At 34.1% G+C, this 25,150-nt stretch carries 23 protein-coding genes; 8 read left to right on the forward strand and 15 right to left on the reverse strand.

The features are described 5' to 3' along the window. Positions 1-2 precede the first annotated feature (2 nt). Both ACM55H_RS04575 and ACM55H_RS04580 read right to left on the reverse strand, forming a co-directional pair. Positions 3-488, reverse strand: a complete 486-nt coding sequence (locus ACM55H_RS04575) for an acyl-CoA carboxylase biotin carboxyl carrier protein subunit (RefSeq protein ID WP_416835381.1) — start codon at positions 486-488, stop codon at positions 3-5. Between the two features lie 104 nt (positions 489-592). Further along, entirely contained in the window at positions 593-2,794 is a 2,202-nt protein-coding gene (locus ACM55H_RS04580; RefSeq protein WP_416835382.1) for a B12-binding domain-containing radical SAM protein, read from the reverse strand. A 178-nt stretch (positions 2,795-2,972) separates the two neighbouring features. On the opposite strand from ACM55H_RS04580, the gene ACM55H_RS04585 reads away from it, so the two are divergent. Then, a complete protein-coding gene (locus ACM55H_RS04585) occupies positions 2,973-6,311 on the forward strand; it encodes a T9SS type B sorting domain-containing protein (RefSeq protein ID WP_416835383.1) in 3,339 nt (1,112 codons plus the stop codon). A gap of 7 nt (positions 6,312-6,318) precedes the next feature. Here the strand turns inward: ACM55H_RS04585 and ACM55H_RS04590 are convergent, their stop codons facing one another. Beyond that, positions 6,319-7,602, reverse strand: a complete 1,284-nt coding sequence (locus ACM55H_RS04590) for an MFS transporter (RefSeq protein ID WP_416835384.1) — start codon at positions 7,600-7,602, stop codon at positions 6,319-6,321. 104 nt (positions 7,603-7,706) lie between these two features. Between ACM55H_RS04590 and bshC the strand changes: the two genes are divergently transcribed. The 3 genes from bshC (at position 7,707) to ACM55H_RS04605 (ending at position 11,168) form a co-directional block, all read left to right on the forward strand. Further along, the gene (bshC, locus tag ACM55H_RS04595; RefSeq protein WP_416835385.1) at positions 7,707-9,332 is read left to right on the forward strand and encodes a bacillithiol biosynthesis cysteine-adding enzyme BshC; all 1,626 of its coding nucleotides are present in this window, start codon (positions 7,707-7,709) and stop codon (positions 9,330-9,332) included. A 33-nt stretch (positions 9,333-9,365) separates the two neighbouring features. After that, on the forward strand, positions 9,366-10,637 hold the full coding sequence (locus ACM55H_RS04600) for an acyltransferase family protein (protein ID WP_416835386.1): 1,272 nt from the start codon (positions 9,366-9,368) through the stop codon (positions 10,635-10,637). Between the two features lie 111 nt (positions 10,638-10,748). Next, positions 10,749-11,168 (forward strand): nucleoside-diphosphate kinase, encoded by a 420-nt coding sequence (locus tag ACM55H_RS04605; protein WP_113634352.1) that lies wholly within the window; start codon positions 10,749-10,751, stop codon positions 11,166-11,168. A 142-nt stretch (positions 11,169-11,310) separates the two neighbouring features. Here ACM55H_RS04605 and ACM55H_RS04610 read toward each other — a convergent pair whose 3' ends face one another. Together ACM55H_RS04610 and ACM55H_RS04615 are read right to left on the reverse strand one after the other, a co-directional pair. Beyond that, positions 11,311-11,607 carry a DciA family protein gene (locus ACM55H_RS04610; RefSeq protein WP_073355171.1) on the reverse strand — a complete coding sequence of 99 codons (297 nt, stop codon included), beginning with the start codon at positions 11,605-11,607 and terminating at the stop codon, positions 11,311-11,313. After that, positions 11,588-12,031: a lipocalin family protein gene (locus tag ACM55H_RS04615; protein ID WP_416835387.1), complete on the reverse strand. Its 444-nt coding sequence runs from the start codon at positions 12,029-12,031 to the stop codon at positions 11,588-11,590. The genes ACM55H_RS04610 and ACM55H_RS04615 overlap by 20 nt, the downstream gene beginning before the upstream one ends. A gap of 233 nt (positions 12,032-12,264) precedes the next feature. Here ACM55H_RS04615 and ACM55H_RS04620 point away from each other — a divergent pair, with 233 nt between their 5' ends. Next, positions 12,265-13,341, forward strand: a complete 1,077-nt coding sequence (locus tag ACM55H_RS04620) for a serine hydrolase domain-containing protein (RefSeq protein ID WP_416835388.1) — start codon at positions 12,265-12,267, stop codon at positions 13,339-13,341. Positions 13,342-13,530: 189 nt separating this feature from the next. Here the strand turns inward: ACM55H_RS04620 and ftsY are convergent, their stop codons facing one another. The 10 genes from ftsY to ACM55H_RS04670 form a co-directional block, all read right to left on the reverse strand. Further along, positions 13,531-14,484 carry a signal recognition particle-docking protein FtsY gene (gene ftsY / locus ACM55H_RS04625; RefSeq protein WP_416835389.1) on the reverse strand — a complete coding sequence of 318 codons (954 nt, stop codon included), beginning with the start codon at positions 14,482-14,484 and terminating at the stop codon, positions 13,531-13,533. A 127-nt stretch (positions 14,485-14,611) separates the two neighbouring features. After that, positions 14,612-14,764, reverse strand: a complete 153-nt coding sequence (locus tag ACM55H_RS04630; RefSeq protein WP_082014152.1) for a DUF4295 domain-containing protein — start codon at positions 14,762-14,764, stop codon at positions 14,612-14,614. Positions 14,765-14,839: 75 nt separating this feature from the next. After that, the gene (gene rpmG / locus ACM55H_RS04635; RefSeq protein ID WP_017495179.1) at positions 14,840-15,022 is read right to left on the reverse strand and encodes a 50S ribosomal protein L33; all 183 of its coding nucleotides are present in this window, start codon (positions 15,020-15,022) and stop codon (positions 14,840-14,842) included. Between the two features lie 27 nt (positions 15,023-15,049). After that, positions 15,050-15,286 (reverse strand): 50S ribosomal protein L28, encoded by a 237-nt coding sequence (gene rpmB / locus ACM55H_RS04640; protein WP_024980263.1) that lies wholly within the window; start codon positions 15,284-15,286, stop codon positions 15,050-15,052. A gap of 72 nt (positions 15,287-15,358) precedes the next feature. Beyond that, a complete protein-coding gene (locus tag ACM55H_RS04645) occupies positions 15,359-16,612 on the reverse strand; it encodes a CinA family nicotinamide mononucleotide deamidase-related protein (protein WP_416835390.1) in 1,254 nt (417 codons plus the stop codon). A gap of 211 nt (positions 16,613-16,823) precedes the next feature. Next, positions 16,824-17,168 (reverse strand): Hpt domain-containing protein, encoded by a 345-nt coding sequence (locus tag ACM55H_RS04650; protein ID WP_039109508.1) that lies wholly within the window; start codon positions 17,166-17,168, stop codon positions 16,824-16,826. Next, positions 17,168-17,779 carry a fumarylacetoacetate hydrolase family protein gene (locus ACM55H_RS04655; protein ID WP_039109507.1) on the reverse strand — a complete coding sequence of 204 codons (612 nt, stop codon included), beginning with the start codon at positions 17,777-17,779 and terminating at the stop codon, positions 17,168-17,170. The genes ACM55H_RS04650 and ACM55H_RS04655 overlap by 1 nt, the downstream gene beginning before the upstream one ends. Positions 17,780-17,857: 78 nt before the next feature. Next, positions 17,858-18,628 (reverse strand): 3'-5' exonuclease, encoded by a 771-nt coding sequence (locus ACM55H_RS04660; RefSeq protein ID WP_039109505.1) that lies wholly within the window; start codon positions 18,626-18,628, stop codon positions 17,858-17,860. Between the two features lie 135 nt (positions 18,629-18,763). After that, the gene (locus tag ACM55H_RS04665) at positions 18,764-20,065 is read right to left on the reverse strand and encodes a dihydrolipoamide acetyltransferase family protein (RefSeq protein ID WP_416835391.1); all 1,302 of its coding nucleotides are present in this window, start codon (positions 20,063-20,065) and stop codon (positions 18,764-18,766) included. A gap of 84 nt (positions 20,066-20,149) precedes the next feature. Next, positions 20,150-21,313 carry a glycosyltransferase family 2 protein gene (locus ACM55H_RS04670; RefSeq protein ID WP_416835392.1) on the reverse strand — a complete coding sequence of 388 codons (1,164 nt, stop codon included), beginning with the start codon at positions 21,311-21,313 and terminating at the stop codon, positions 20,150-20,152. A gap of 136 nt (positions 21,314-21,449) precedes the next feature. Between ACM55H_RS04670 and ACM55H_RS04675 the strand changes: the two genes are divergently transcribed. From ACM55H_RS04675 to ACM55H_RS04685, 3 genes are all read left to right on the forward strand, one after another. Further along, the gene (locus ACM55H_RS04675) at positions 21,450-22,067 is read left to right on the forward strand and encodes a hypothetical protein (protein ID WP_416835393.1); all 618 of its coding nucleotides are present in this window, start codon (positions 21,450-21,452) and stop codon (positions 22,065-22,067) included. Between the two features lie 147 nt (positions 22,068-22,214). Further along, complete coding sequence (locus tag ACM55H_RS04680; protein ID WP_416835394.1) at positions 22,215-24,077, forward strand: ABC-F family ATP-binding cassette domain-containing protein; 1,863 nt, start codon at positions 22,215-22,217, stop codon at positions 24,075-24,077. Positions 24,078-24,226: 149 nt separating this feature from the next. Next, entirely contained in the window at positions 24,227-25,102 is an 876-nt protein-coding gene (locus tag ACM55H_RS04685) for a helix-turn-helix domain-containing protein (protein WP_416835395.1), read from the forward strand. Positions 25,103-25,150: the final 48 nt, after the last annotated feature.

The following is a 25,150-nucleotide window of genomic DNA, read 5'->3' on the forward strand; positions in this document are numbered from 1 at the left end:
TCTTATTCAAATTCAATTAACAACTGTCCTTTATCTACTGCATCTCCCATAGCAACCGAAATCGATTTGATAATACCATCACGAGGAGAAAGAAAACTATTTTCCATTTTCATAGCGCCCAGAATAATTAAATTATCATTTTCTTTTACCTCTTGCCCCACCACAACACTGATTTCTAGAATCAATCCGGGCATTGGTGCTTTGATAAAATTGACTTGCTTGGTAAGTCCCACTTCAAACCCCATTTCTTTGATAAGAATATCCAAAGGATTTGAAATTGTCACAACGTAAGTGTTGTTATTCACTTTTACCGTATAACTTTTTTGAAGAAAATTAGAAGTTAGGATTTCCGCTTTATAAGGGGTATTTTGATGTAGTATATGAAATTTATTAGCTTCCACACTAACTGCATCCAGTTGTGAAATACTTTCCTTTTCCAAATCAAAAAGGAAAGTATCATTTACATTTACTTTATAACCAATACTCATACGTGTATTTATTTAATTGGTTGTAAAAATAAGTAAAGAAAACGTTTTCGTAATCTAAAAATAAAAGTTTTATGCTAATTTGATATAGTTATCGTAAAATAAATTTACAACACTAACAATCCAAATTCTCTAAGAGTTTTAATTGGTTTTGAGTACCAAAACAATTCAAAGTCTTCAAATTGTGTTTCAAAATCTGCTTTTATTTCTTGAAACGTGTAGATTTTAGCATTCGAAACTGCTATTTTTTGCAGTATTTCCACTAGCCATTCGCCTTCATTTTTATTGGTTTGAATGGAGAAACTTTCTTTTTTATCATGGAAAGTCAAGGTCATCAACTCCCAAGAATTTCCTTTTTTGGATTTGGTAAAATGTTCTACAAATGGCTTCCCTCCTAACCAAACGATTTTGGCAGTGGACTTTATGTTGAAATCATCATCCTCTTGTAAAGCATCAAAAATAAAATCGCTTGAAATCTTAGTCTTTGGAATTTTAAATTCAAACCAATCCTGCAATTCGTAATCAAAACAGATTCCGTGCATGAAATTGAACAAGGATTTCTTGAGTCCAAAACTGAATTTATCATGGTCGATTCCTGTTGAATCAGTATAGTTAATATCATTGTTGGCAAAAGTTCCCAAGATTTCAGTTTCTTTTACCACACCAAATTTCTCCGGATACAAGCCCACAGGACTGTGTGCCGTCATGGCAAACTGGTGCCAAAAGCCCGATTGCAACACGCCAACTTCAAATAATTGTCGCACCATTTCCAGGCTGTCGACGGTTTCCTGAATGGTTTGTGTAGGATAACCGTACATCAAATAGGCATGAACCATTACGCCGGCTTCGGTGAAATTTCGGGTTACTTTAGCAACTTGTTCGACTGTTACGCCTTTATCAATCAGTTTTAATAATCTATCGGAAGCGACTTCGAGTCCGCCAGAAACTGCGATACACCCAGAAGCTTTTAGAAGCAAACATAAATCTTTGGTAAAACTTTTTTCGAATCGAATGTTGGTCCACCAAGTCACTGCTAATTTTCTACGAAGGATTTCGAGTGCGAGTGCGCGCATCAAAGCCGGAGGTGATGCTTCATCTACAAAATGAAATCCGTTCTCGCCTGTTTGGGCAATCATTTCCTCCATTCGGTCGCACAATAAACTGGCAGCAACGGGCTCGTACACTTTGATATAATCCAATGAAATATCGCAAAAAGTGCATTTCCCCCAATAGCAACCGTGCGCCATGGTGAGTTTATTCCAGCGTCCGTCGCTCCACATGCGATGCATTGGATTCACAATTTCAATAACCGAAATATATTTATCCAAAAGTAAATCAGAGTAATCAGGCGTGCCCACTTGCGATTGTTTGTAATCGTGTTTTAGGGAATTATTTTTATAAACTACTTTACCGTCTTCCAAAAGAAAAGTTCGTTTATATTGCTTCTCGACTGCGCTCGAAGTGACAGCATTTATAAGTTCTTCGATTGGCATTTCGCCATCATCCAAGGTGATAAAATCGAAAAACTCAAAAACACGAGCATCCGAAAGCGAACGCAATTCGGTATTTGGGAAACCACCACCCATTGAAATTTTAATTTCTGGATAATGCTTTTTCACCCACTGTGCCGAACGAAAAGCCGAATATAAATTCCCCGGAAACGGAACCGAAATCAGGAATAATGTAGGTTGAATGGTTTCTATTCTCTCTTTTAGAATAGAAAGGAGTAAATTATCAATATATGTTGGTTCTTGTTGTAAGGCTTCGTACAATTCGTCAAAAGAATTCGCACTTCGCCCCAAACGTTCTGCATAGCGACTGAAACCAAAATTAGCGTCGACACATTCCACAATAAAATCCGAAATATCTTCCAGATACAAAGTCGCTAAATGTTTCGCTTTGTCCTGTGTTCCCATAGTACCAAAAGCCCAATCCAATTCTTCCAATTGTGCAAATCGGGACGCTTCCGGCAAGAAATCTTCCTGACAAATTTGAAGTGCCAATGTTGGATTTTTTCCTTGCAAAAAAGCAATTACTGGATCAATAGTTTTTAGATATTCGTCTTGTAAAGCGAAAATACGTTTCGAATTATCTGAAATTTCTTCAACTTGAAATTTGATACCTGCAACCTCAAACAAATCTTTCAAACCTTCTTTCGAAAACAATTTCAAAATCACTTCGATACCCAAATCGGCCTGAACGGACTCAATGTTTTTAGTATTCAGAAACCCTTTGATATAAGCAGTTGCTGGATACGGTGTATTCAATTGGGTAAAAGGAGGCGTAATTAGGAAAAGTTTTGTTTTCAAAAGGAATTGTTTTGTGCAAAAATAAGAGATAATTTTATTCTTTCCACGTAAACATGTTACTACAAATTGCATTAGTGATTTAACTTAAAAAACGAAACATTATCTAAATTAAAAATTTATAAAATTAATACATATTTAATTACATTTACAATTAACTAAAGATTACAAATTCATTTGAATGACCATCACTTACAACAAAAAAACATTTAAGCAACTTTTGTTACTGTTTTCATTATTAACTTCATTTATTGGAAAAGCACAAGATTTTATTTGGGCATCTAGTACTAACTATGAAGCCGGTTACGGTTATAATGATATTAGATCAATTGTTACTGATAGTCAAGGAAACATTTATTCAACTGGATATTTTGGTGGAACCGTTGATTTTGACCCCAGTGCTAATAATTTTAATTTAACCGCATCTCCACCTTCGATAGGTTTTACAAATGGTTTTATTTTAAAATTAGACAAGGACAAAAACTTTTTATGGGTAAAACAAATTAAATCTAATTGGGCGGATGGAGGTAGATCGATCATTTTAGATAAAAATGAAAACGTCATCATTACAGGTTTAGCAACGGGATTACAAATAGATTTAAATCCTGACGAAGTTGGTCAATATATAATTAATAACCCAACAGGTAACCCAGGCTCTTACATAATCAAACTTGACTCGGATGGCAATTTTGTTTTTGGTAATTATTATGCAGAAGCCTATGCAGAAGAATCAACATTAGACAACAATAACAACATTATTACAACTGGTGTTGTGGGTAGAACAAGTGTAGATTTCGATGCTGGAACTGGAGTTTATAATTTAAATAATAATTCTGAAGACATATTTATTTTAAAAAACAATTCAAATGGAGGGTTTATTTGGGCTAAAAACATTGGTGGAAGTAGATATGATTATCCTAACGGAATTGTTTGTGACAATTTTAATAATATTATTATCACAGGTATTTTTGAAACCAATATTAGTTTTTTAAATAAAACATACACCTCTAATGGTAATTGCGGTTTTATATGTAAAATTCAGCCAGATGGGCAAAACCTATGGTTCAGACAACTAGGAGATTCTGGAGGGAGCGGTGGCGATAAATCTATAAAAATTGATAGAGCAAACAATATTTATTTTGGCACATCTTTTTCAAGTATGTATAGGCCTTTCATACCAAATTTCGATAATATCAATTTGACTTTCACATCAGATTCTATTGATAGCATACTTTTTAAACTAAATCAAGAAGGTAATTATATTTGGCATAATTTCATATATGGTAGTGAATGGCAACATCTAGGTTCTCTAGCTTTTGATAAAAATAAAAATTTATACGTTACAGCTAATGTTGCTGGAGAAACATTTATAAATAATAGCTGTAATAAAGTTTTTCCAAATAAAAACACACAAATAAGTAAAGAAAGTCTCCTATTAAAATTTGATAATTCTGGAAATTTCATTAATTTCAAAAATATAATAAATCTAGCTAGAAGTTTACAAATCGATTTTGAAAACAACATATTAATAGGTGGACCTTTTTTAAGTCAAGTTGACTTTGACCCAAGCCCAAAATCAACTTATTTTTTACATTCGTTTTACAGTGATGGCTATATTTTAAAACTATCTGAATGCAATTCTAATGTTCCAGAAGGAGAAGAAATTCAGCGTTTTTGTGATTCAAACATTTATAAAATTGAAGATTTAAAACCCTGCTCAGAATCTGTAGATTGGTATGATTCCTTAAATTCAAATACCCCACTTTCAAAACAAACTCCAATTATTGACGGACAAACCTACTTTGCCGCATATAATGACAGTTGTCCTTTGACTGACAGATTATCCGTTAGCGTACAATTCATTCCTTTACCAAAACCACCAGTACCATCAAATCTTGTGTTCTGTAAGAGCGAAAATACAAAACTTTCAGACATTAAAATTATTGGAGAGAATGTAAAATGGTATAATTCATTAACAGATGGAAACCTTTTAAATAATGGCTTAATCATTCAAGATGGAATAACTTACTATGCCTCTCAAACTGTAAATGGATGTGAAAGTAAGCGAGTAATTGTAAAAGTAGTGGTAAACAATAATGTCCCCACTACAACAACAACTCCCCAAACCTTTTGCATTCAACAAAATGCAACAATTAGTAACATTGCAATTACGGGCCAAAACATAAAATGGTATAATGCTTTAACAAATGGAACTCTATTATTGAATACAACTCCACTCCAAAACGGCATCACTTATTATGCATCGCAAACCATAAGCGGTTGCGAAAGTGATAGAATCCCAGTTGCAATCAATATCCAAAATACCGCTGCTCCAACAGGAAGTGTTAGTCAAACTTTTTGCACGAGTCAAAATCCAACTTTAGATACAATTGTAGTTTTAGGAACCGCTATAAAATGGTATAATAGTGTTGGTATGCTTTTGTCTAATTCAACTCCTTTGCAAGATGGCAACATATATTATGCTTCACAAACATTGAGTGGATGCGAAAGCACAACAAAACTGGCAGTTACCATTTCCTTAATAAGCACTTTACCTGCAACCAATTATGCCGAATTATTTTGTGATGATTTGAATGATGGTTCCGAGAAAGTGAATTTATCTGATTATAATTCGAAGATAATTTCAAATACTTCCGGATATACGTTTTCTTATTATTCGACTTTTTCAGCTGCAGAAAATCAATTGGCAAATAATCAAATTACTAATTTTTCAAATTACAACTTAGCTTTAGGAGACAATAAAATTTATGTCCGTATCAATTCAAACACACCATGCTACGCTATTGTTGAATTAAAACTAACCCTTTTATCTAAGCCTAAAATATCGATTCCAGATGTTGTTCCTATTTGTGAAAACAATACAATTACGATTGATGCCGGTTCTGGTTTTGATACTTATTTATGGTCAAACGGAGCTACTACTCAGTCCATAATTGTGGTAACTCCCGGCAATTTTTCTGTAACAGTAACTGATGATTATGATTCTTTTTATTGTTCGAGCACAAAAAACTTCATAGTAAAAAAATCAACTATCGCAACAATTACTTCCATTGAAACACAAGATTGGACGGACAATCAAAATAGTCTAACCGCTTACGTTAACGGCTCAGGCGATTTTGAATACTCCATTGACGGTATTCATTTTCAGGATAGCAATCAATTTTTGAACATCATTAGCGGACAATATACCGTTTCTGTTAGAGACAAAAATGGTTGTGGAACTGTAACCGATGAAGTCTATTTATTGATGTATCCAAAATTTTTTACTCCAAACGGAGATGGTTATAATGACCATTGGAAAATCAAATTTTCAGATTTTGAGGTGGGGCTAACCATTAAAATATTTGACCGTTATGGAAAATTCATTATAGACTTGCAGAATGCTACTGGTTGGGATGGAACAATCAACGGTCAGCCACTTCCAGCTACTGATTATTGGTTTGTAGTGAAAAGAGCAAATGGAAAAGAATATCGAGGTCATTTTAGTTTGAAGAGATAGTTCAACATCAAAACTTATGCTCTTCTTTGCTAATCATCAACAACGAAAATAAAGAGATACAGGCTGCGGTACTCAAATAAAAACCAACATAGGTCAAACTATATTGCGTCGCCAACCAAATCGCTATCATGGGCGCAAAAGCTGCTCCGATGATTCCTGCCAAATTAAATGCTAGAGAAGTACCCGAATAACGAACAGTAGTAGGAAACAATTCCGATAAAAAAGTACCCAAAGGGCCATATGTAAATCCCATCAAAGCCATTCCAACACATAAAAACAAAGTTACTAGAATGGTGCTGCCTGAGTTTAAGAAAAAAGAAAATGCAAACCCAAAAATAGCAATAGCTGTTGTGGCATAAATTAACATCTTTCTACGCCCAATACGATCCGCAATTAGAGCCGAAACAGGAATGAAAAGTGCAAAAAACAATACCGAAAACAACTGCATTAATAAAAAATCTCTTTTGGAATAACCCAAATCAGAAGTTGCCCAGCTGAGTGTGAATACCGTCATGAGATAGAACACTAAAAAAGTGGTAATAGCAGCAAAAGTGCCAAAAATCAATTGGTTTTTATAAAATTTCAATAAAGTAAAAAATGGGATTTTTACTTCCTCCTGTTCTTTTTTAGAATTTTCGAAAGCGGGAGTTTCGGTGATTTTTAATCGGATATAAAAACCTACAACAACCAGTAAGGAACTCGCTATAAACGGAATCCTCCAGCCATAATCCAGAAAAGCATCCGCACTCATCGTATCAGTCAAAATCAAGAAAGTCCCTCCCGAAAGCAACAAACCTATTGGAGCTCCCAATTGAGGAAACATACCATACCAAGCACGTTTATTAGGCGGAGCATTTTCGATGGCCAATAATACGGCTCCACCCCATTCGCCTCCTAAACCAACTCCTTGGCCAAAGCGGCACAGCATTAATAATAAAGGGGCAGCAATTCCAATGCTGGCATAACTCGGCAAGAAACCAATACTCACCGTCGAAATCCCCATCGTCAATAAAGCGATTACTAAGGTAGTCTTACGACCTATTTTATCTCCATAATGGCCAAAAACGGCCGAACCAAGAGGTCTGGAAAGAAACGCTATCGAAAACGTCGCTAGGGATAGCAAAACAGAATTAGTACTGTTAGTTGAAGGAAAAAACAATTGGGGAAAAACCAAAACAGCTGCATTTGCATAAATATAAAAATCAAAAAATTCTATAGTTGTACCAATTAAACTGCCAAAAAGGACATGTTTTAATGAATTTTCTTTATTCGGATTTGAATTATCTTTCATAGGAATGTTAAAATATTTCGATAAAATTGATACTATTTTTCGAAAGTAACAAATATTATAGTTCCAATTATTATTGGTAAATTAGCAACATATAAAAATTTATTATGCCAACCGACTGTATCAGCTATCAGAATTCCGGATATTTCTCTCCTTTGATGAATGATTATTTAGACCAAAAGACAAACTTACAATCCCTATATAACAGATTCCCAACGCTTGAAAACTTTGAAGGACAAATTCTGGAGAAGCAAGCAAATTTCCCCTCCCCAGCCCTCCCCGAAGGGGAAGGGGCCAAAATAAATAAAAGAAGTGTTTTGGTTTCCGTTTTACAAAAACAATACTTAAATGTTGAAACTTCGGCTTTGACCAAACAAAATATTAACGCTTTAAGCAATACAAATACATTTACTGTCACTACTGGACATCAATTAAATTTATTCAGTGGTCCTTTATATTTTTTGTATAAAATTATTTCGACTATTAATTTGACAAACGAATTAAAAGCAAAATATCCAACGTATCACTTCGTTCCCATTTATTGGATGGCAACCGAAGACCATGATTTTGAAGAAATCAATTATTTTAGTTTTAAAGGTAAAAAATTCCACTGGAACAGAGACAGTACCGGTCCTGTTGGGAGATTATCCACTGAAGGCTTGGAGGAATTTCTTGAAATATTTGCACTGGAAATTGGTTCCAGCTTGAACGCAAATACCATAAAAAAATTATTTGAGGACTCTTACATCAAACATAATAATCTAGCCGATGCCACAAGACATTTAGCGAATGCTTTGTTTGGAATTTACGGATTAGTAATTCTGGACGCTGATAATCAAGATTTAAAACGCAATTTCATTCCTTTTGTAAAACAAGAATTACTGCACCAATCTTCTCATCCGTTAGTACTTGAAACTGCCGAAAAACTAAAAGACTACACCATTCAAGTAAATCCTCGTGAAATTAATTTGTTTTATATCGAGGATAATTTACGCGAACGCATCGTTTTTGAAAACGGGAAATACAAAGTAAATCATACCAAAATTGAATTTTCGGAGACTGAAATTCTAGCACTTTTAGAAAACCATCCTGAAAAATTTAGTCCTAATGTGATTATGCGTCCGTTGTATCAGGAAGTCATTTTACCCAATTTATGTTACATTGGCGGTGGTGGAGAAATTGCGTATTGGTTGGAATTGAAATCATTTTTTGCTTCCGAAAAAGTGACTTTTCCAATGCTTTTATTAAGAAATTCAGTATTGCTGACAACAGAAAAACAAGCCAAAAAAGCAGATAAATTAGACTTGACTTGGAACGATTTATTTTCAAAACAAACCGATTTAATCAATAACAAAACCAAACAATTATCGGAGTTTCCAATCGATTTGACCAATCTGAAAGAACAATTGCAAAAACAGTTTAAAGCACTTTATGACATTGCAAACAAAACAGATGAATCTTTTATTGGAGCGGTAAAAGCGCAGGAAGTAAAACAAATTAAAGGATTGGAAAATCTGGAAAAACGATTACTGAAAGCGCAAAAAAGAAATTTAAGTGCTATTTTACAACGAATTATTGACTTGCAAAACGAATTGTTTCCCAACCAAAGTTTACAGGAACGTCAAGCTAATTTTTCGGAATTCTATTTAGAAAACGGAGAAAATTTAATTCCTTCATTGGTAAAAAAATTAAACCCTTTACAATCTAATTTTGATATAATTACACTTCCTTAAAACCAATAACCGCTTAAACCAAACCAAAAACTAATGACCAAAGAACGCCTAATTTCACTGGATGTATTTCGAGGATTTACTATTTTATTAATGACCATTGTCAACAATCCAGGAAGCTGGACAACGGTATATCCTCCTTTATTACATTCTGATTGGAATGGCTGTACACCTACTGATTTGGTTTTCCCTTTTTTTATTTTCATTATGGGTGTAGCGGTATCGTTCGCAATGCCAACCAAAACTTTTGACAACAACACTTTTAATAAAATAATGGTTCGTTCATTACGCATGTTTTGTTTGGGGGTATTTTTTAATTTTTTTGGAAAAATACAACTCTTCGGATTAGAAGGAATTCCTCTATTAATAGGACGATTAGCCATTACAATTGGAGTGGGCTATACACTAATGGGTAATTTTTCTTTAAAAAACAAAACCTATTTGATGCTTTCAATACTTGGCGCGTATATATTTCTGGCTTTTAGCGGTATCGAAGCCTATCATGACGTGAGACTTCCAGGTGTTTTACAACGCATTGGAATTGTTTATTTTGTAATAACTCTTTTGTACTTAAAAACCACGCAAAAAACGCAAGTTATTGTAGCATCAACAATTTTATTAGGCTATTGGGGAATAATGACGTTGATTCCAGTTCCTGGAATTGGATTAGCAAACCTTGAAAAAGGCAGTAATTTGGCATCTTGGATGGATGGAATTTTATTAAAAGATCATGTGTGGGCAGTAACAAAAACTTGGGATCCAGAAGGAATTTTAAGTACTATACCCGCAATAGCTTCCGGAATAATAGGATTATTGATTGGTCAATTATTAAATCGTCCTTTACCAAAGATTGAAATTGCAAAAAAAATGGGAATCGCAGGAATCACCCTTATTATTCTGGCGCTTTTATGGTCTATAGCATTTCCATTTAACAAATCACTTTGGACTAGCTCTTTTGTTTTATATACATCAGGACTTGCGATACTTTCTTTGACGCTTTTTTATTATGTAATTGATATTGCAAACTATAAAAAATGGACCAAGTTATTTCTTATTTGGGGTGTAAATCCCATGATTGTCTTCTTTTTTTCGGAGATAATTCCTCAAGGATTAGAAATGATTCAATTCAAAAATCCAGAAATTCCTTCCGAGCAAATCAATCTTCAAAACTATCTTTATGAATTTTGGATAGCTCCTTTTTTCAATAATCCCATGACAGCATCATTGGCTGGAGCCTTAATTTATGTAACAATTTGGTCTTTTATTTTATGGACATTTTATAAACATAAATTAATCTTTAAGGTCTAAATTTCAAAAAATCAACGTTAATCTTAAACAAACACCTTTTTATTGATTATTTATTAAAATATACACATAAAAAAAGGCTACTTTTGCACCCAAATATAAAAAACACAAAAAATGGCTACGAATAGAACTTTTACAATGATTAAGCCTGATGCTGTTGCTAACGGACACATCGGAAACATACTTGCTATGATTACTAATGCAGGTTTCAAAATCGTTTCTTTGAAATTAACACAATTAACTGTAGCTGATGCTCAAGCATTTTATGAAGTTCACGCTGCAAGACCATTTTATGGTGAATTAGTGGAATTCATGTCAAGAGGACCTATTGTTGCTGCTATTTTAGAAAAAGACAACGCTGTTGAAGATTTCAGAACTTTAATTGGTGCTACAAATCCTGCTGAAGCTGCTGAAGGTACTATCCGTAAAGCATATGCTACTTCTATTGGAGAAAATGCAGTTCACGGTTCTGATAGCGATGAAAATGCAGCTATCGAAGGTGCTTTCCATTTTGCTGGAAGAGAGCAGTTTTAGATTTATGATTGAAGATTAACGAATTTTTGAATTAAGATTTAAAAATCCTATAAAACAGAAAATCCCGTTTCAAAAATTTGAAACGGGATTTTTTATTTACAATCACTGAAATCTAAAATCGTTGATCAACAATCTAAAATCATTATCTCAAAACAACATCCTTCACCACATCGCGACGCAGTTCCTCGTTAATCATGGCAACAATTTTCGACTTTCCATGACTCAATTCTTCCCTTAATACTGACGAAGTTAACTCCACATACAAAGTACTTCCTTTCAAAACCACATTATTAGTATAACTGTTCACGCCGTTCCCCATAAGATTTTTCCATGCGTCTTTAACGTCAATCTGGTCCATTCCGGGTTGCAGTTTATTCACTTGGATAATTTGTTTCAAAACATCCCCTATCGTACTTTGATTATTTAACCTTTTTGCCATCACCCAGTAAATTTATCGGTCCCGTTTTCTTGTAATGATATTCCTTTTTCTCTGCATTCATCAGCACTAATTCATCATCTTTTAACGTGATTAATTCCTCACTCCATTTTGTAAAAGGAGTCGAATAATCAATATAAGCTTTATCGTCTTTGAATCGTACCGTCACGTTTTCATATGCATCATTCACTAAAAAAGTCCCGTCTAATTGTGGCATCACTTTCTTTCGAATCCCTTTATTATTTTTGTCTATTTTAAAATAATCATAACTCTCATTGATGCTATAATCCTTATCTTTTTCCTTCTCAAAAGTAACCTTCTCGATTTCCCAATATCCATTTAATTTCTCAACATCGGCAGGCTTTATCTTTTGCTGACAAGCCACAAAAAAGAGTGCTATAAAAAGAATGCTGAATGTGTTTTTCATATTTAATTTATTTTTTTAGGAGCTATTTCCTGCTTTCCACTTCAATCTTTTTAACCGCTGAAAAAGCGATTAAAAAGGATTTACGTTACAATCAGGGCTATGACATTCGAATAAAAAAGAAGCATATTTCCAAGGACAAAGTTAAACTTAATAAATTCAAACAAAAACAAAAAACTCAAAACACATTAAACTATTTTCTATATTTTTGGTCTTATCCTATAAATAGCCAGAACATGTCAAAAATAATCTACAGCCTGCTTTTCGCGTTTTTGTGCATGAGTTGCAGTTCCGAATCTGCTGACCCAACTCCCACGCCTACACCAACAGAAACACTCTATTTCCCTCCTTTAATAGGTACAACTTGGGAAACAAAATCAATTGCAAGTTTGGGTTGGAAACAAACTGCTGTTCAGCCACTTTTGGATTATTTAGAACTGAAACACTCCAAAAGTTTCATCATTCTGATCAATGGCCGAATTGTAATGGAAAATTATTTCAATGGACATGCAGCAACCACCAATTGGTATTGGGCTAGCGCCGGAAAAACATTGACTTCAACACTAACCGGGATTGCACAACAAGAAGGATTTTTGAACATCAACAATAAAGTTTCACAATACATTGGAACGGGTTGGACAAGTGAAACATTAGTCAAAGAAAATCTAATTACCTGCAAAAACTTACTCACCATGACTTCAGGTATCGAGGACATCGCTAATGGCGATGATGTCTCTCCGGCAAGTCTGCAATACAAGGCCGATGCAGGAACGAGATGGGCCTATCATAATGTGTATGTAAAATTGCAAGATATTATTGCACAAGCTTCCGGTCAAACTTGGAACACTTACTTCAACACCAAACTAAGAGATAAAATAGGAATGGATGGCGCTTGGTTTCAATCGGGGAATAATTCTGTTTATGGAAGTACCACGCGCAGCATGGCACGTTTTGGATTATTAATGTACAACAAAGGAAAATGGGACAACACCGTAATTCTCAATGAAAACTACTTTACCGAAGCAACAACTACTTCTCAAAACATTAATTTAGGATATGGATATTTATGGTGGCTTAATGGTAAAGCCAGTTACCATTTACCACAATCACAACTTACGATTCCCGGAAGTATTATACCATCTGCACCAAACGATATGTTTATGGCTTTAGGAAAAAATGACCAAAAAATCTATGTCATTCCAAGCAAGAAAATGGTTGTTATCAGAATGGGTGACGCAGCCGATAATGTCAATTTGGCCTTATCGGATTTTGATGATGTTTTATGGCAAAAAATCAATGCCTTGTATCAATAAATCTATTTTGTTTTCAATCGTTTCATAAAACCTAAAACGAAGAAAACCAAACCAATTACCAATAAGAAATAATAAAAACCAATACTTTTATCTCGGATAAGATTTGCCAGTATAAAAGAAATAATACTTACAAAGTAAAAATAAATGGGGTTGCTATTTTTGATGGAAGAAAAATTCATTGTATAAATATTATTTAAAAAAACTGTCAACAAACTCGTATTTATTAAAAACTTGAAGATCTTCAATTCCTTCTCCAACACCAATGTATTTTACAGGAATCTTAAATTGATCTGAGATTCCTATGACAACTCCACCTTTGGCAGTACCGTCAAGTTTAGTAACCGCTAAGCAAGTAACCTCTGTAGCGGCAGTAAATTGTTTTGCTTGCTCAAAAGCATTTTGACCGGTGGAACCATCCAAAACTAATAATACGTCGTGTGGCGCATCGCCAACAACTTTTTGCATTACACGCTTCACTTTAGTCAATTCATTCATTAAATTAACTTTATTATGCAAACGTCCTGCTGTATCAATAATAACAATATCTGCATTTTGAGCCACTGCTGATTGTAACGTATCAAAAGCCACTGAGGCTGGATCACTTCCCATATCTTGACGAACAATAGGCACTCCTACTCTATCCGCCCATATTTGCAATTGATCAATAGCTGCAGCACGAAAAGTATCTGCAGCACCAAGAACTACTTTATAACCTGCTTTTTTGAATTGATATGCCAACTTACCAATTGTAGTGGTTTTACCAACACCGTTTACACCAACTACCATTAAAACGTAAGGTTTTGTTTGAGTCGGAATTACAAATTCAGTAGCTTCACCTGTATTGGTTTCAGATAACAACGCAGCGATTTCTTCTCGTAGGATTTCATTGAGTTCTTCTATACCCAGATATTTATCTGAGGCAACACGGTTTTCTATTCGAGTGATTATTTTCAGTGTGGTATTCACACCCACATCTGAGGCAACAAGGATTTCCTCTAAATTATCTAAAACTTCATCATCAACTTTTGACTTTCCGGCAACGGCTTTAGTTAGCTTTGAAAAGAAATTTGTTTTTGACTTTTCAAGACCTTTGTCTAATGTTTCTTTTTTCTCTGAAGAAAATATTCTTTTAAAAAAACTCATTGTATTTGTGGTATAAAAAATGATGCATGAGCCCTAAAAACCCATACGTTTTTCTAATCGGTAAATATAGAAAATAAAAAAGCTACTTCCGAATGAAAGTAGCTTTTCTATATAATATGCTTGTGAATTATTTCTTTTTCAAGAATTCATCAACTGCTTCTGGAGTCATAATAGATTCTACGAATGTATATGCTCCTGTTTTAGGAGATTTCACCATTTTGATGGCTTTTGATAATCTCTTAGAAGATGTTTGTAACGATGCTACGGTTTTCTTTGCCATGATTCAAATGTTATTTGTATTTTAATAAAATCTCCAAATGTGACCATTTGAGATTTTTATTAAAATCTCTAATTATTACTTAATTTCTTTGTGAACAGTTACACGTTTCAAGATTGGATTAAATTTTTTAATCTCTAATCTGTCCGGAGTATTTTTTTTGTTCTTTGTTGTTATGTATCTTGAAGTCCCTGCAACACCTGATGTTTTGTGTTCAGTACATTCTAAAATTACCTGGATTCTATTACCTTTCTTTGCCATCTTGCTATTTATTTATTTTGGAAAAGATTATTTAATAAATCCTTCTGACTGCGCTTTTTTCAAAACTGCAGCGATTCCATTTTTGTTAATTGTTTTTATCGTAGATGCTGCTACTCTAAGAGTAATCCATCTATCTTCTTCTGGAAGATAAAAACGCTTTTTTACTAAGTTTACAGAAAATTTTCTCTTAGTTTTATTCATAGCGTGAGAAACGTTATTTCCTACCATCGCTCTTTTACCTGTAAGGTCACAAACTCTTGACATTATGCTTATCTTTTATCGTTATTCAAAATCAGGGTGCAAAGAAAAGAAAAATAAACCTATTAAGCAACATATTTATCGCACATTTTTCAAAATTTCTTTCTGCAACAGCTCTAAACTTTTAATTACTGCTCTATCTATCACTTTTTCACGGGGTTGACCAAAATTAAATTCTTCTACAATTACTTCAGTTGGTGTAGCTAATGCGATAAAAACGCTACCAACTTCTGCATTAGAATCTCCTTTTGACGGTCCTGCGTTTCCAGTTGTTGCAATTGCATAATCTGTTTTCATCATCTTTTTAATGCTCAAAGCCATAGCCGAAACCACTTCACTACTCACAACAGAATGTTCTTTTATGAGACTTTCTGAGACCCCTAAAACGTCAATTTTAACATCCGTAGCATAGGAAACCACACTACCTTTAAAATAATTTGAAGCTCCAGGAACCGATGTTAACACCTGTGCGATTTTTCCTCCTGTACAACTTTCAGCAGTGGAAAGGGTTTTATTTTGTTTTGTCAGCATTTCCCCCACTACAACCTCCAAAGTTTCATCATCATCAAAACCAACGATAATATCATGGATTATTGCATCCAATGATTTTACATTTTCTTCAATGGCAGCTTCTAATTTTTCTTTATCAGTCCCACGAGCCGAAAGACGCAAACGAACTCTTCCCGGCGCAGGCAAATAAGCCAACTTTATAGATTCCGGAAGGTTATTTTCCCATTCTTCAATACGCTCAGCAACCATACTTTCGCCTTGACCGTAAGTAAGAATTGTTTTATGAAGAATGTAAGGGCGCTTGTATTCACGGACTACTTTAGGAATTATCTCATGCTCTACTAAATATTTCATTTCATAAGGAACTCCAGGAAGCGAAATAAATACTGTATTTTCCTTTTTCATCCACATTCCGGGTGCCGTACCTACCTGATTATGAAGCACCGTACATCTTGACGGAACCAGTGCCTGATCTTTATTAATTTGAGTAATAGTTCGTTTATAAAAACCTTCAATAAGTTGCGTAACATGAGCAAGTACCTTTTGATCAACAACTAATTCATCTTCAAAATAATCACAAAATGTTTTCTTGGTAACATCATCTTTTGTTGGTCCTAAACCGCCGGTAATAATAACCAAATCTACAGTGTTTTGAAGCTTTGCAAACGTATCTAAAATATGTTTTTTATCATCGCTTATCGAAACCATTTCGTTGATTTCAACTCCAATTTTGTCCAAAGATTTAGCAATAAAACCAGAATTCGTATCGATAATTTGGCCTATTAAAATTTCGTCACCTATAGTAATTATGGTTGCTTTCATTTTTTTAAGTGAAGTTTTTTTGTGAGATAGTAATCTAAAATGAGGAATGTGTAAATTAGTACATTCCGTTCTTGCGAGAGGTATAATAGTAAAATCCTCCCGATTTTTCTTCGGGAGATTACTTTACCTAATAGTTTTTTTATAGGAGTTCAATGAACTTCGTTTGCAATGGATAACCCAACCTGCTTTTTCAGCGGGTCATGCCCAAATTTTACAAATCAAAGTCTTTTTTTATTTCTTTAATGGCATCATTGACTTGATTTTTAACGCTCTTAAAAGTTTCTTTGATATCTTTCTTTTTACCTTCGCCTTTTGTCCAAGCTTCGATTTGAAGAATCTCTTCGAAAGCCACGTTTAAGCCCATTAAATCCAAAGTTGGTTTTATCTTATGTGCATAAGAATACGCGTGCTTATGATCTTTCTTTTTTATTCCTTCTTTGATTTGCAATAAATCGTCTGGAACTTCAGTAACAAACAAAGTCAAAATTTCATTTACAAATTCTGGATCGTTGTCTGAAAGTGCGTACACTTTTGAAAGGTTGTAATTTATAGCCATTATTTTACTTGTATTCTAAATAGTTGTTGTCCTTCTAAAAATCCTTCCAAAACGTCATCCGGCTTCACAGCAGCTACCCCTTCAGGAGTTCCCGTAAAAATAATATCCCCAATTTTTAAGGTGAAATACTGAGAAACATAAGAAATAAGTTCGTCAATTTTCCACAACATATGACTGGAATTACTGATTTGTACCGTTTTATTGTTGTTGGTTAATTCAAAAGTAATATTTTCTAATGAACTAAATTGATTTTTAGGTAAAAATTCTCCTATAACCGCCGAACCGTCAAATGCTTTCGCTTTTTCCCAAGGCAAACCTTTCGCTTTTAATTTATCTTGCAAATCACGAGCGGTAAAATCGATACCGACACTAATTTCGTCATAATATTTATGCGCAAACTTAGGTTCAATGTATTTTCCAACTTTACTGATTTTGACAATAATTTCAATTTCGTGATGAATATCTTCCGAAAATTCAGGGATTACAAATGGATGTTGCTTTAATAAAATAGCCGAATCCGGTTTCATAAAAACCACAGGTTCAGTAGGTCTTTCGTTGTGTAACTCCTCTATGTGATTCGTGTAATTTCTACCAATGCAGATTATTTTCATATTAATTAGTATTCCGTTTTCAGTCGCAGTTTTCGGTCGCAGTTTAAAAACTGAAAAACTGAAACCGTGACTAAAAACTTATTTTGTATTGAGTTTTCTTAATTTTATTGCCGTTAAGACTTTCTTAGTATACAAAGGAAAATCAGCATTTTGCATCCAACTGAAATAACCTGGCTCTGTTTCTAGAATTTTATCGACTTTCACTCCTTTGTGTTTTCCAAAAGCAAAAATTTCTTCATTGTCTTTGTCAAAAGCAATCATTCCGGCAAAATCAGCAATTTTCTTTCTTGTAGTAAATTCCGATAATGATTTCATATCGTTTTCCAATTCAGGATAACGATCCAATTGCGCTTTTAATATTTCGTAAGTCGCCATAGTATCCGCTTCAGCAGAATGTGCATTTTCGAGTGTTTTTCCACAATAAAATTTGTGTGCTGCGCCTAATGTACGTTCTTCCATTTTATGAAAAACAGTTTGCACATCTACAGAAACCCTGCCTTTCATATCAAAATCCACTCCGGCTCTCAACATTTCTTCGGCTAACAATGGAATATCAAAACGATCAGAATTAAATCCAGCCAAATCACTGTCTTTAATCATATTATAAACTTGCGTCGCTAATTCATTAAAAGTAGGCTCGTTAGCCACTTTTTCATCGGTAATTCCATGAACAGCGGTCGTTTGAGGTGGAATTGGAATGGTTGGATTCACTAACCAAGTTTTACTTTCTTTATTTCCGTTCGGAAAAACTTTGAATATTGAGATTTCTACAATTCTATCTTTTCCGATATCAATTCCTGTGGTTTCAAGATCGAAAAAGCAAATTGGTTTATTGAGTTTAAGTTCCATTTTTAATTTTTGTGTGACTACAAATATAGAAATTTGGGTTTAATTTTTTTAAAGTTTACCGTTTAAAAACATCAAAAAGAAAACCCGACTAATTTTCAAAAAAACTAGTCGGGTTTGAATTGTATGTAAGTACCTTTAAAAATCTCTGTCGATATCGAAAGCTTCAAGATATTCAGCCACACGTTTTACAAAACTTCCTCCTAAAGCACCATCTACAACTCTGTGGTCGTAACTGTGCGATAAAAACATTTTTTGACGAATACCGATAAAATCTCCTTCTGGTGTTTCGATTACCGCCGGCATTTTACGGATTGCTCCAAGAGCTAAAATTCCCACTTGCGGTTGATTAATAATTGGCGTACCAAAAACACTTCCAAAAGTCCCCACATTAGTAACCGTATAGGTTCCTCCTTGCGTATCGTCTGGTTTTAGTTTCCCTGCTTTTGCACGACCTCCTAAATCGTTTACCGCTTTTGCCATTCCAACTAAATTCAGTTGATCTGCATTTTTAATTACAGGAACAATCAAGTTTCCGTTTGGCAATGACGCCGCCATTCCAAGATTGATATTTTTCTTCTTGATGATAAAATCACCATCTACAGAAATATTCATCCCAGGAAAATCCTTTAAAGCTTTTGCTACTGCTTCCATGAAAATTGGAGTATAAGTCAACTTCTCTCCTTCTCTTTTTTCGAAAGCAATTTTATTTTTTTCTCTCCATTTTACAATATTCGTCACATCGACTTCAATGAACGATTGTACGTGAGCTGATGTTTGTACTGAAGCGACCATATAACCCGCAATTAGCTTGCGCATTCTGTCCATTTCTATAATTTCATCACCACCACTTACAGATACTGGAGCCGCTTTTTGAGCAACTGGAGCTGCAACTGTTTTTTGAACCGCTGGAACCGGAGTCGAAACTACAGGTTGGCTTGTTCTATTTTTTACGTACTCTAAAATATCATTTTTAGTAACTCTTCCTTCTTTTCCAGTTCCAGAAATTGCTTCCAATTCTACAACAGAAACCCCTTCTTCTTTGGCAATATTTTTCACCAAAGGCGATAAGAACTTTTCAGAATTTGAAAAATCTGTTGGAACTGCAACTGCTTCTTTAGCTGCATCAAATGTTTTTTCAATTATTGCTGCTTCAACCGGAGCTACAACTTCTTTTACTGCTTCAGTAACAGTAGCGCTATCTGTTTCAATAATAGCGATGGTTTGCCCTACTTGAACCAAATCATCTTTACCAAACAATTGTTCCACTAAAACACCCGAAACCTCGCTTGGCACTTCGCTGTCGACTTTATCAGTAGCAATTTCTAGTACCGCTTCGTCGGCTTCAATTTTGTCTCCAACTTGTTTCAACCAATTTGTAATGGTCGCTTCTGCAACGCTTTCTCCCATTTTTGGAAGCTTTAATTCAAATCTTGCCATATTGTTAACCTAAAAGGTGATTTTGATTTTCAGTTTGCGAAATTACTAAATATTTTAAACATAAATTACATTTAATGTAATTTTTCATTCTATTTTTATAATCTCACCTCTTTCGTTACTATTATTACTTCCAATTAAAAAATTAGCGTTTTTGGGTATGATTTTAAATGTAAATGATTTATTCCTTGAAGATTCGAGAATTGCAATACTTTCTTTGAAAGAAACGAATTCGTTATCTAAAATAATTTCGGTTCCATCTCCACTTCTTATCGAAGACGAAATTACCATTTTTTCTGTTTTCAAATCATGAAATGAGACTTTTTTTTGCAAAACCAAAGCCAATTTGTTTGCTAATTTTTCATTCGAAGAATAAAGCAGATATGATTTTGGAGGAATTTTTATTTTGGGTTTTCCCTGAAACATTTTCACAAAAGAAAAAAAGACAATTCCAACTTTCATAAAAAACGAGAATAATACAGATATATGAAAATGCTTTTTATAAAAGAAATTCATGGCTTCCTGAAAACGTTTCATGTAGGCTTTGTCCTTAATTGTACTTTCTCCTTTATAATGTATAACAGTTGTTTCATAGAAATAATGATTGGATTTCCCTTTTCGCAACATCCTATAAGACAAATCAATATCATCTGAATACATAAAACAATCTTCATCAAATCCGCCTACTTCAAGATACAAATCTCGTTTCATGAACATAAAAGCACCTACGAGAATATCTACTTTTCCCGTTTCGTTTTCCCTTAAATGTTGCGCATAGTATTTCCCGAATCTTTTTGACTTGGGAAACAATTTGTACAAACCTGTGATTTTGGTAAAAGCAATCCAAGGTGTTGGAACACCACGTTTGCTTTCAGGCAGAAAATTACCGCTGCCATCAATGAGTTTACAACCTACAATTCCTAAATCAGTTTGTTTTTTGGCGAAAGCCAATACTTTCACAAACGTATCTTCGGCGACTACGGTATCCGGATTGAGAATGCAAACATATTCGCCTTGAGCATGAGCAACTCCTATATTATTGCCTTTTGGGAAACCTAAATTTTCATTATTTTGAATGAGTTTTACGTTTGGGAAGCGCTGTTTTATCATTGCACAACTGTCATCAGAAGAATCATTATCAATTACAATAATTTCGCTGTCAATGGTTTCTAAAGCATTTTGAACGCTTAACAGACATTGCTCCAAAAAGAAACGGACATTATAATTAAGGATGATGACGGATAGTTGCATTGAATATAAATTGAAACTTTGGTAAGATAAAAATTTTCGGATAAACTTATTCGTAAACTCCAATCATTTTTTTCTTTAACTAACATCTAAAGAAATAATTCTTAATTACTTTAGCACAAATCTAAAAAACTACATCATGAGAAATAAACGATTTGGTAACTGGACTCAATATATTGGTTTGATTATAACTTTATGCTTGATTTCAAGTTTCAAAACGGATACAAAAAAGAAAAGTAACAATGATACCAATCTCGTCATTTCGAGCGTTTGGTATGTTGCCGGACCAACAATTGAAAACCAAGAAGTCATCAATACCATTCGCAAAAAAGACACCATTATTCGTGTAACAGCTACTAATTCTCCTGTTGGTGAAATTGAATTGAATGTGCTTATAACACCTTCTCAATCAAATGATGGATCTCCAACTAATTTACCTGAAGACTCAAATTTTGTCAGTATCACTTATAAATCCTCACATCCTATTAAACTACAAGCCCGTGAAGGAAATGAGGATGGAACGGGTTGCGTGCATGGAGGCTCTCATCCAAGAGTTGATTTACCTATTTCTCCGGATAAATTTACAACAATAAAAATTCCGTGGTCTGATTTTAAACAAGACGGATTACCAAATGGTAAACGCTTAAACATTAACAACCTGTGTAAATTTAATTTTGTGAACTACAAGCCTGTTGCTGGCGCTACATTAGAAATAACTGCAGTACTGATTCAAAACTTAAAACAATCAAAAAATTAAAAACAGTATCATTTATAAAATGCTAAAACCATTTTTATCGAATCATTCCCGCTAAATTCTTTAGATATTTCATTTCATTTTGCACTCAAAGTCATGTGATTGCAACAACTTCGTTTAAATAGCTTACTTTTGCAAAAAATTACACTTGTGAATTACTTATCTGTCGAAAATATATCGAAATCTTTTGGAGAAAGAACGCTTTTTGAAAACATTTCTTTTGGAATCAATAAAGACCAAAAAATTGCCTTCATAGCCAAAAATGGCTCTGGAAAAACGACCATTATGAGTATTATTAATGGTTTAGAAGAGTCTGATACAGGACAAGTGGTTTTGAGAAAAGGTATAAAAATGGCTTTCCTTTCTCAAAACAACAATTTGCAAGACGAATTGACCATTGAAGAAAGCATTTTCGCTTCAGATAATGAGACTTTGAAAGTGATTGAAGCCTATGAAAAAGCATTAGAAAATCCTGAGGATGAAGAAGCGTATCAAAAAGCTTTTGACGGAATGGATCAGCATAATGCGTGGGATTTTGAAACGCAGTACAAGCAAATTTTGTTCAAACTGAAATTGGAAAATTTCAAACTGAAAGTAAAAAATCTTTCCGGTGGACAGAAAAAACGTTTATCATTGGCTATTATTTTGATCAATCGTCCCGACTTATTGATTCTGGATGAACCTACAAATCACTTGGATTTAGAGATGATCGAATGGCTGGAAAGCTATTTTGCCAAAGAAAATATTACGTTGTTTATGGTGACGCACGACCGTTTCTTTTTGGAGCGTGTTTGTAATGAAATCATTGAACTTGACAACGGAAAATTATACCAATACAAAGGAAATTACTCCTATTATTTAGAGAAAAAAGAAGAACGCATCGCATCCGAAAATTCGAGTGTGGATAAAGCACAGAATCTTTTTGTGAAAGAACTGGAATGGATGCGCCGTCAGCCAAAAGCGAGAACGACAAAATCGAAATCGCGTCAGGATGATTTTTATGAAATCAAGGAAAAAGCACAAAGTCGCCGTCGTGAAAATAAAGTAGAGCTTGAAATCAATATGGAACGTATGGGAAGCAAGATTATTGAGCTTCACAAAATCTCCAAGAAATTCAAGGATCATGTGATCATGGATAATTTCAGTTTTGATTTTCAACGTGGCGAACGCATTGGAATCATTGGGAAAAATGGGACTGGAAAATCTACTTTCCTGAATTTATTGACTGGAACTTTACCGCTTGATGGCGGAAAAGTAGTGATTGGCGAAACGATAAAAGTGGGTTACTACACGCAAAGCGGGATTAACCCAAAACCGGGTCAGCGCGTGATTGATGTGATTAAAGAATACGGAGAATTCATTCCGTTGATGAAAGGGAAATTGATTTCGGCTTCTCAATTGTTAGAGCGTTTCTTGTTTGATTCTAAAAAACAGTACGATTTTGTTGATAGATTGAGTGGTGGTGAATTGAAACGTTTGTACTTGTGTACGGTTTTGATTCAGAACCCAAACTTCTTGATTCTGGATGAGCCAACCAATGATTTGGATATTGTGACCCTGAATGTTTTAGAAAGCTTCCTTTTGGATTATCCGGGTTGTCTTTTAGTGGTTTCTCACGATCGATATTTCATGGATAAAATTGTAGATCACTTATTTATTTTTAGAGGTGATGGTGTCGTGGAAGATTTCCCTGGAAACTATTCTGATTTTAGAGCCTATGAAGACAGTGCCGATGTAGCTCAAAAAGAGGAAAACAAAGCCGACAAAAAAGACTGGAAACAAAACAATCCAACCGGGAACCTGACATTCAACGAGCAAAAAGAATTTCAAAAAACGGAACGAGAAATAAAAGATTTAGAAATTCAGAAAGCAACTATTGAGCAATTATTTTCAGACGGAAAAATTGCCGAAGCTGATATTGAAAAGAAAGCTAATGAATTGAAAAACATCATCAATAAAATTGAAGAGAAAGAAGAACGATGGTTTGAGCTTTCGGCTAAGATTGAGGGATAAAATTAGTATTCAGTGTTCAGTATCAGTTTGTAGTATCGAACATTAATCCCATTTAGCTTACACCCACAACAGAATTTTGATTCTGTTGTGGGTTTTTATTTTAAAAACGAAACTCAGTTAGTAAAAGAATAAAAAAGTAATTTTGTAGCATGAAAACTTTCAAAGACTTCACTTCATACAACAAATACATTGGTCTGCCAAAGCCATTGGATAATGATATTGATATCGGGTATTATGACCCGCCTAATATGCTTTTGAAGTCAGAACCTGTAATGGTGGATTTTTATAGAATTTCTATTAAAATTAATTTTAAAAGTAAAGCTGTACCCGATGCAGAACCTGTTACAGCCGTATTTTTCAATAGCCCGGATTTAGTATTAACAACTGGTTGGGATGTGGAGCCCACTTATACTGGAATGTATTTGCAACTTTCTAAGAAAATTATCGAAGAAAATCGGTTTTTGTTCAAAACATATCTGGATTACGGACAACACGAAGCCTTGTATTTAAACGAAGAAGAGGTCCGAGAAATCAGTTCCGTTTTTCAATTAATGCTGAAATATTACGAAAGCGAAAAACAACATTTCGGTCTTTTGATTTCTTATGTGAATGTGTTGGTTTCATTGGTAGAAGTATTTTATAACAGGCAGTTTTCAACCAATCCAAAACAATACAATCGAATTATAACTGACTTTCAACAAAGTTTAATTGATTATTACAATCAACCTGTAAAACAGATTCCAAATGTTCAATATTTCGCCGACAAATTAGGATTAACATCAAACTATTTAGGCGATATCGTTAAGCATTTTACACAAAAATCTGCCATTGAAAACATACACGAATTTGTGATTAAAAAGGCAAAGGAATTATTGGAAGAAAACACCAAAATGAATACTGCCGAAGTGGCTTATGAATTGGGTTTTGAATACCCAAATTACTTTTCAAAATTCTTTAAAAAGCAGGTAAACCTCACGCCAAGAGAATATCGATTACAACTCGCAAGCAAGAAACAAATTCAATAATTAGGAACGTCTTCAATCTAGGCGTTTTTTTATCAGTAAAATGATTCC

The organism is Flavobacterium cryoconiti, from assembly GCF_048158645.1.
GTDB classification, from domain to species: Bacteria; Bacteroidota; Bacteroidia; order Flavobacteriales; family Flavobacteriaceae; genus Flavobacterium; species Flavobacterium cryoconiti.

Excerpts from the sequence above, each read along its gene's own strand:
- ACM55H_RS04575 (WP_416835381.1), bottom strand. The coding sequence starts at position 488 with ATGAGTATTGGTTATAAAGTAAATGTAAATGATACTTTCCTTTTTGAT.
- ACM55H_RS04585 (WP_416835383.1), top strand. The coding sequence starts at position 2,973 with ATGACCATCACTTACAACAAAAAAACATTTAAGCAACTTTTGTTACTG.
- ACM55H_RS04590 (WP_416835384.1), bottom strand. The coding sequence starts at position 7,602 with ATGAAAGATAATTCAAATCCGAATAAAGAAAATTCATTAAAACATGTC.
- bshC (WP_416835385.1), top strand. The coding sequence starts at position 7,707 with ATGCCAACCGACTGTATCAGCTATCAGAATTCCGGATATTTCTCTCCT.
- ACM55H_RS04600 (WP_416835386.1), top strand. The coding sequence starts at position 9,366 with ATGACCAAAGAACGCCTAATTTCACTGGATGTATTTCGAGGATTTACT.
- ACM55H_RS04605 (WP_113634352.1), top strand. The coding sequence starts at position 10,749 with ATGGCTACGAATAGAACTTTTACAATGATTAAGCCTGATGCTGTTGCT.
- ACM55H_RS04610 (WP_073355171.1), bottom strand. The coding sequence starts at position 11,607 with ATGGCAAAAAGGTTAAATAATCAAAGTACGATAGGGGATGTTTTGAAA.
- ACM55H_RS04615 (WP_416835387.1), bottom strand. The coding sequence starts at position 12,031 with ATGAAAAACACATTCAGCATTCTTTTTATAGCACTCTTTTTTGTGGCT.
- ACM55H_RS04620 (WP_416835388.1), top strand. The coding sequence starts at position 12,265 with ATGTCAAAAATAATCTACAGCCTGCTTTTCGCGTTTTTGTGCATGAGT.
- ftsY (WP_416835389.1), bottom strand. The coding sequence starts at position 14,484 with ATGAGTTTTTTTAAAAGAATATTTTCTTCAGAGAAAAAAGAAACATTA.
- ACM55H_RS04630 (WP_082014152.1), bottom strand. The coding sequence starts at position 14,764 with ATGGCAAAGAAAACCGTAGCATCGTTACAAACATCTTCTAAGAGATTA.
- rpmG (WP_017495179.1), bottom strand. The coding sequence starts at position 15,022 with ATGGCAAAGAAAGGTAATAGAATCCAGGTAATTTTAGAATGTACTGAA.
- rpmB (WP_024980263.1), bottom strand. The coding sequence starts at position 15,286 with ATGTCAAGAGTTTGTGACCTTACAGGTAAAAGAGCGATGGTAGGAAAT.
- ACM55H_RS04645 (WP_416835390.1), bottom strand. The coding sequence starts at position 16,612 with ATGAAAGCAACCATAATTACTATAGGTGACGAAATTTTAATAGGCCAA.
- ACM55H_RS04650 (WP_039109508.1), bottom strand. The coding sequence starts at position 17,168 with ATGGCTATAAATTACAACCTTTCAAAAGTGTACGCACTTTCAGACAAC.
- ACM55H_RS04655 (WP_039109507.1), bottom strand. The coding sequence starts at position 17,779 with ATGAAAATAATCTGCATTGGTAGAAATTACACGAATCACATAGAGGAG.
- ACM55H_RS04660 (WP_039109505.1), bottom strand. The coding sequence starts at position 18,628 with ATGGAACTTAAACTCAATAAACCAATTTGCTTTTTCGATCTTGAAACC.
- ACM55H_RS04665 (WP_416835391.1), bottom strand. The coding sequence starts at position 20,065 with ATGGCAAGATTTGAATTAAAGCTTCCAAAAATGGGAGAAAGCGTTGCA.
- ACM55H_RS04670 (WP_416835392.1), bottom strand. The coding sequence starts at position 21,313 with ATGCAACTATCCGTCATCATCCTTAATTATAATGTCCGTTTCTTTTTG.
- ACM55H_RS04675 (WP_416835393.1), top strand. The coding sequence starts at position 21,450 with ATGAGAAATAAACGATTTGGTAACTGGACTCAATATATTGGTTTGATT.
- ACM55H_RS04685 (WP_416835395.1), top strand. The coding sequence starts at position 24,227 with ATGAAAACTTTCAAAGACTTCACTTCATACAACAAATACATTGGTCTG.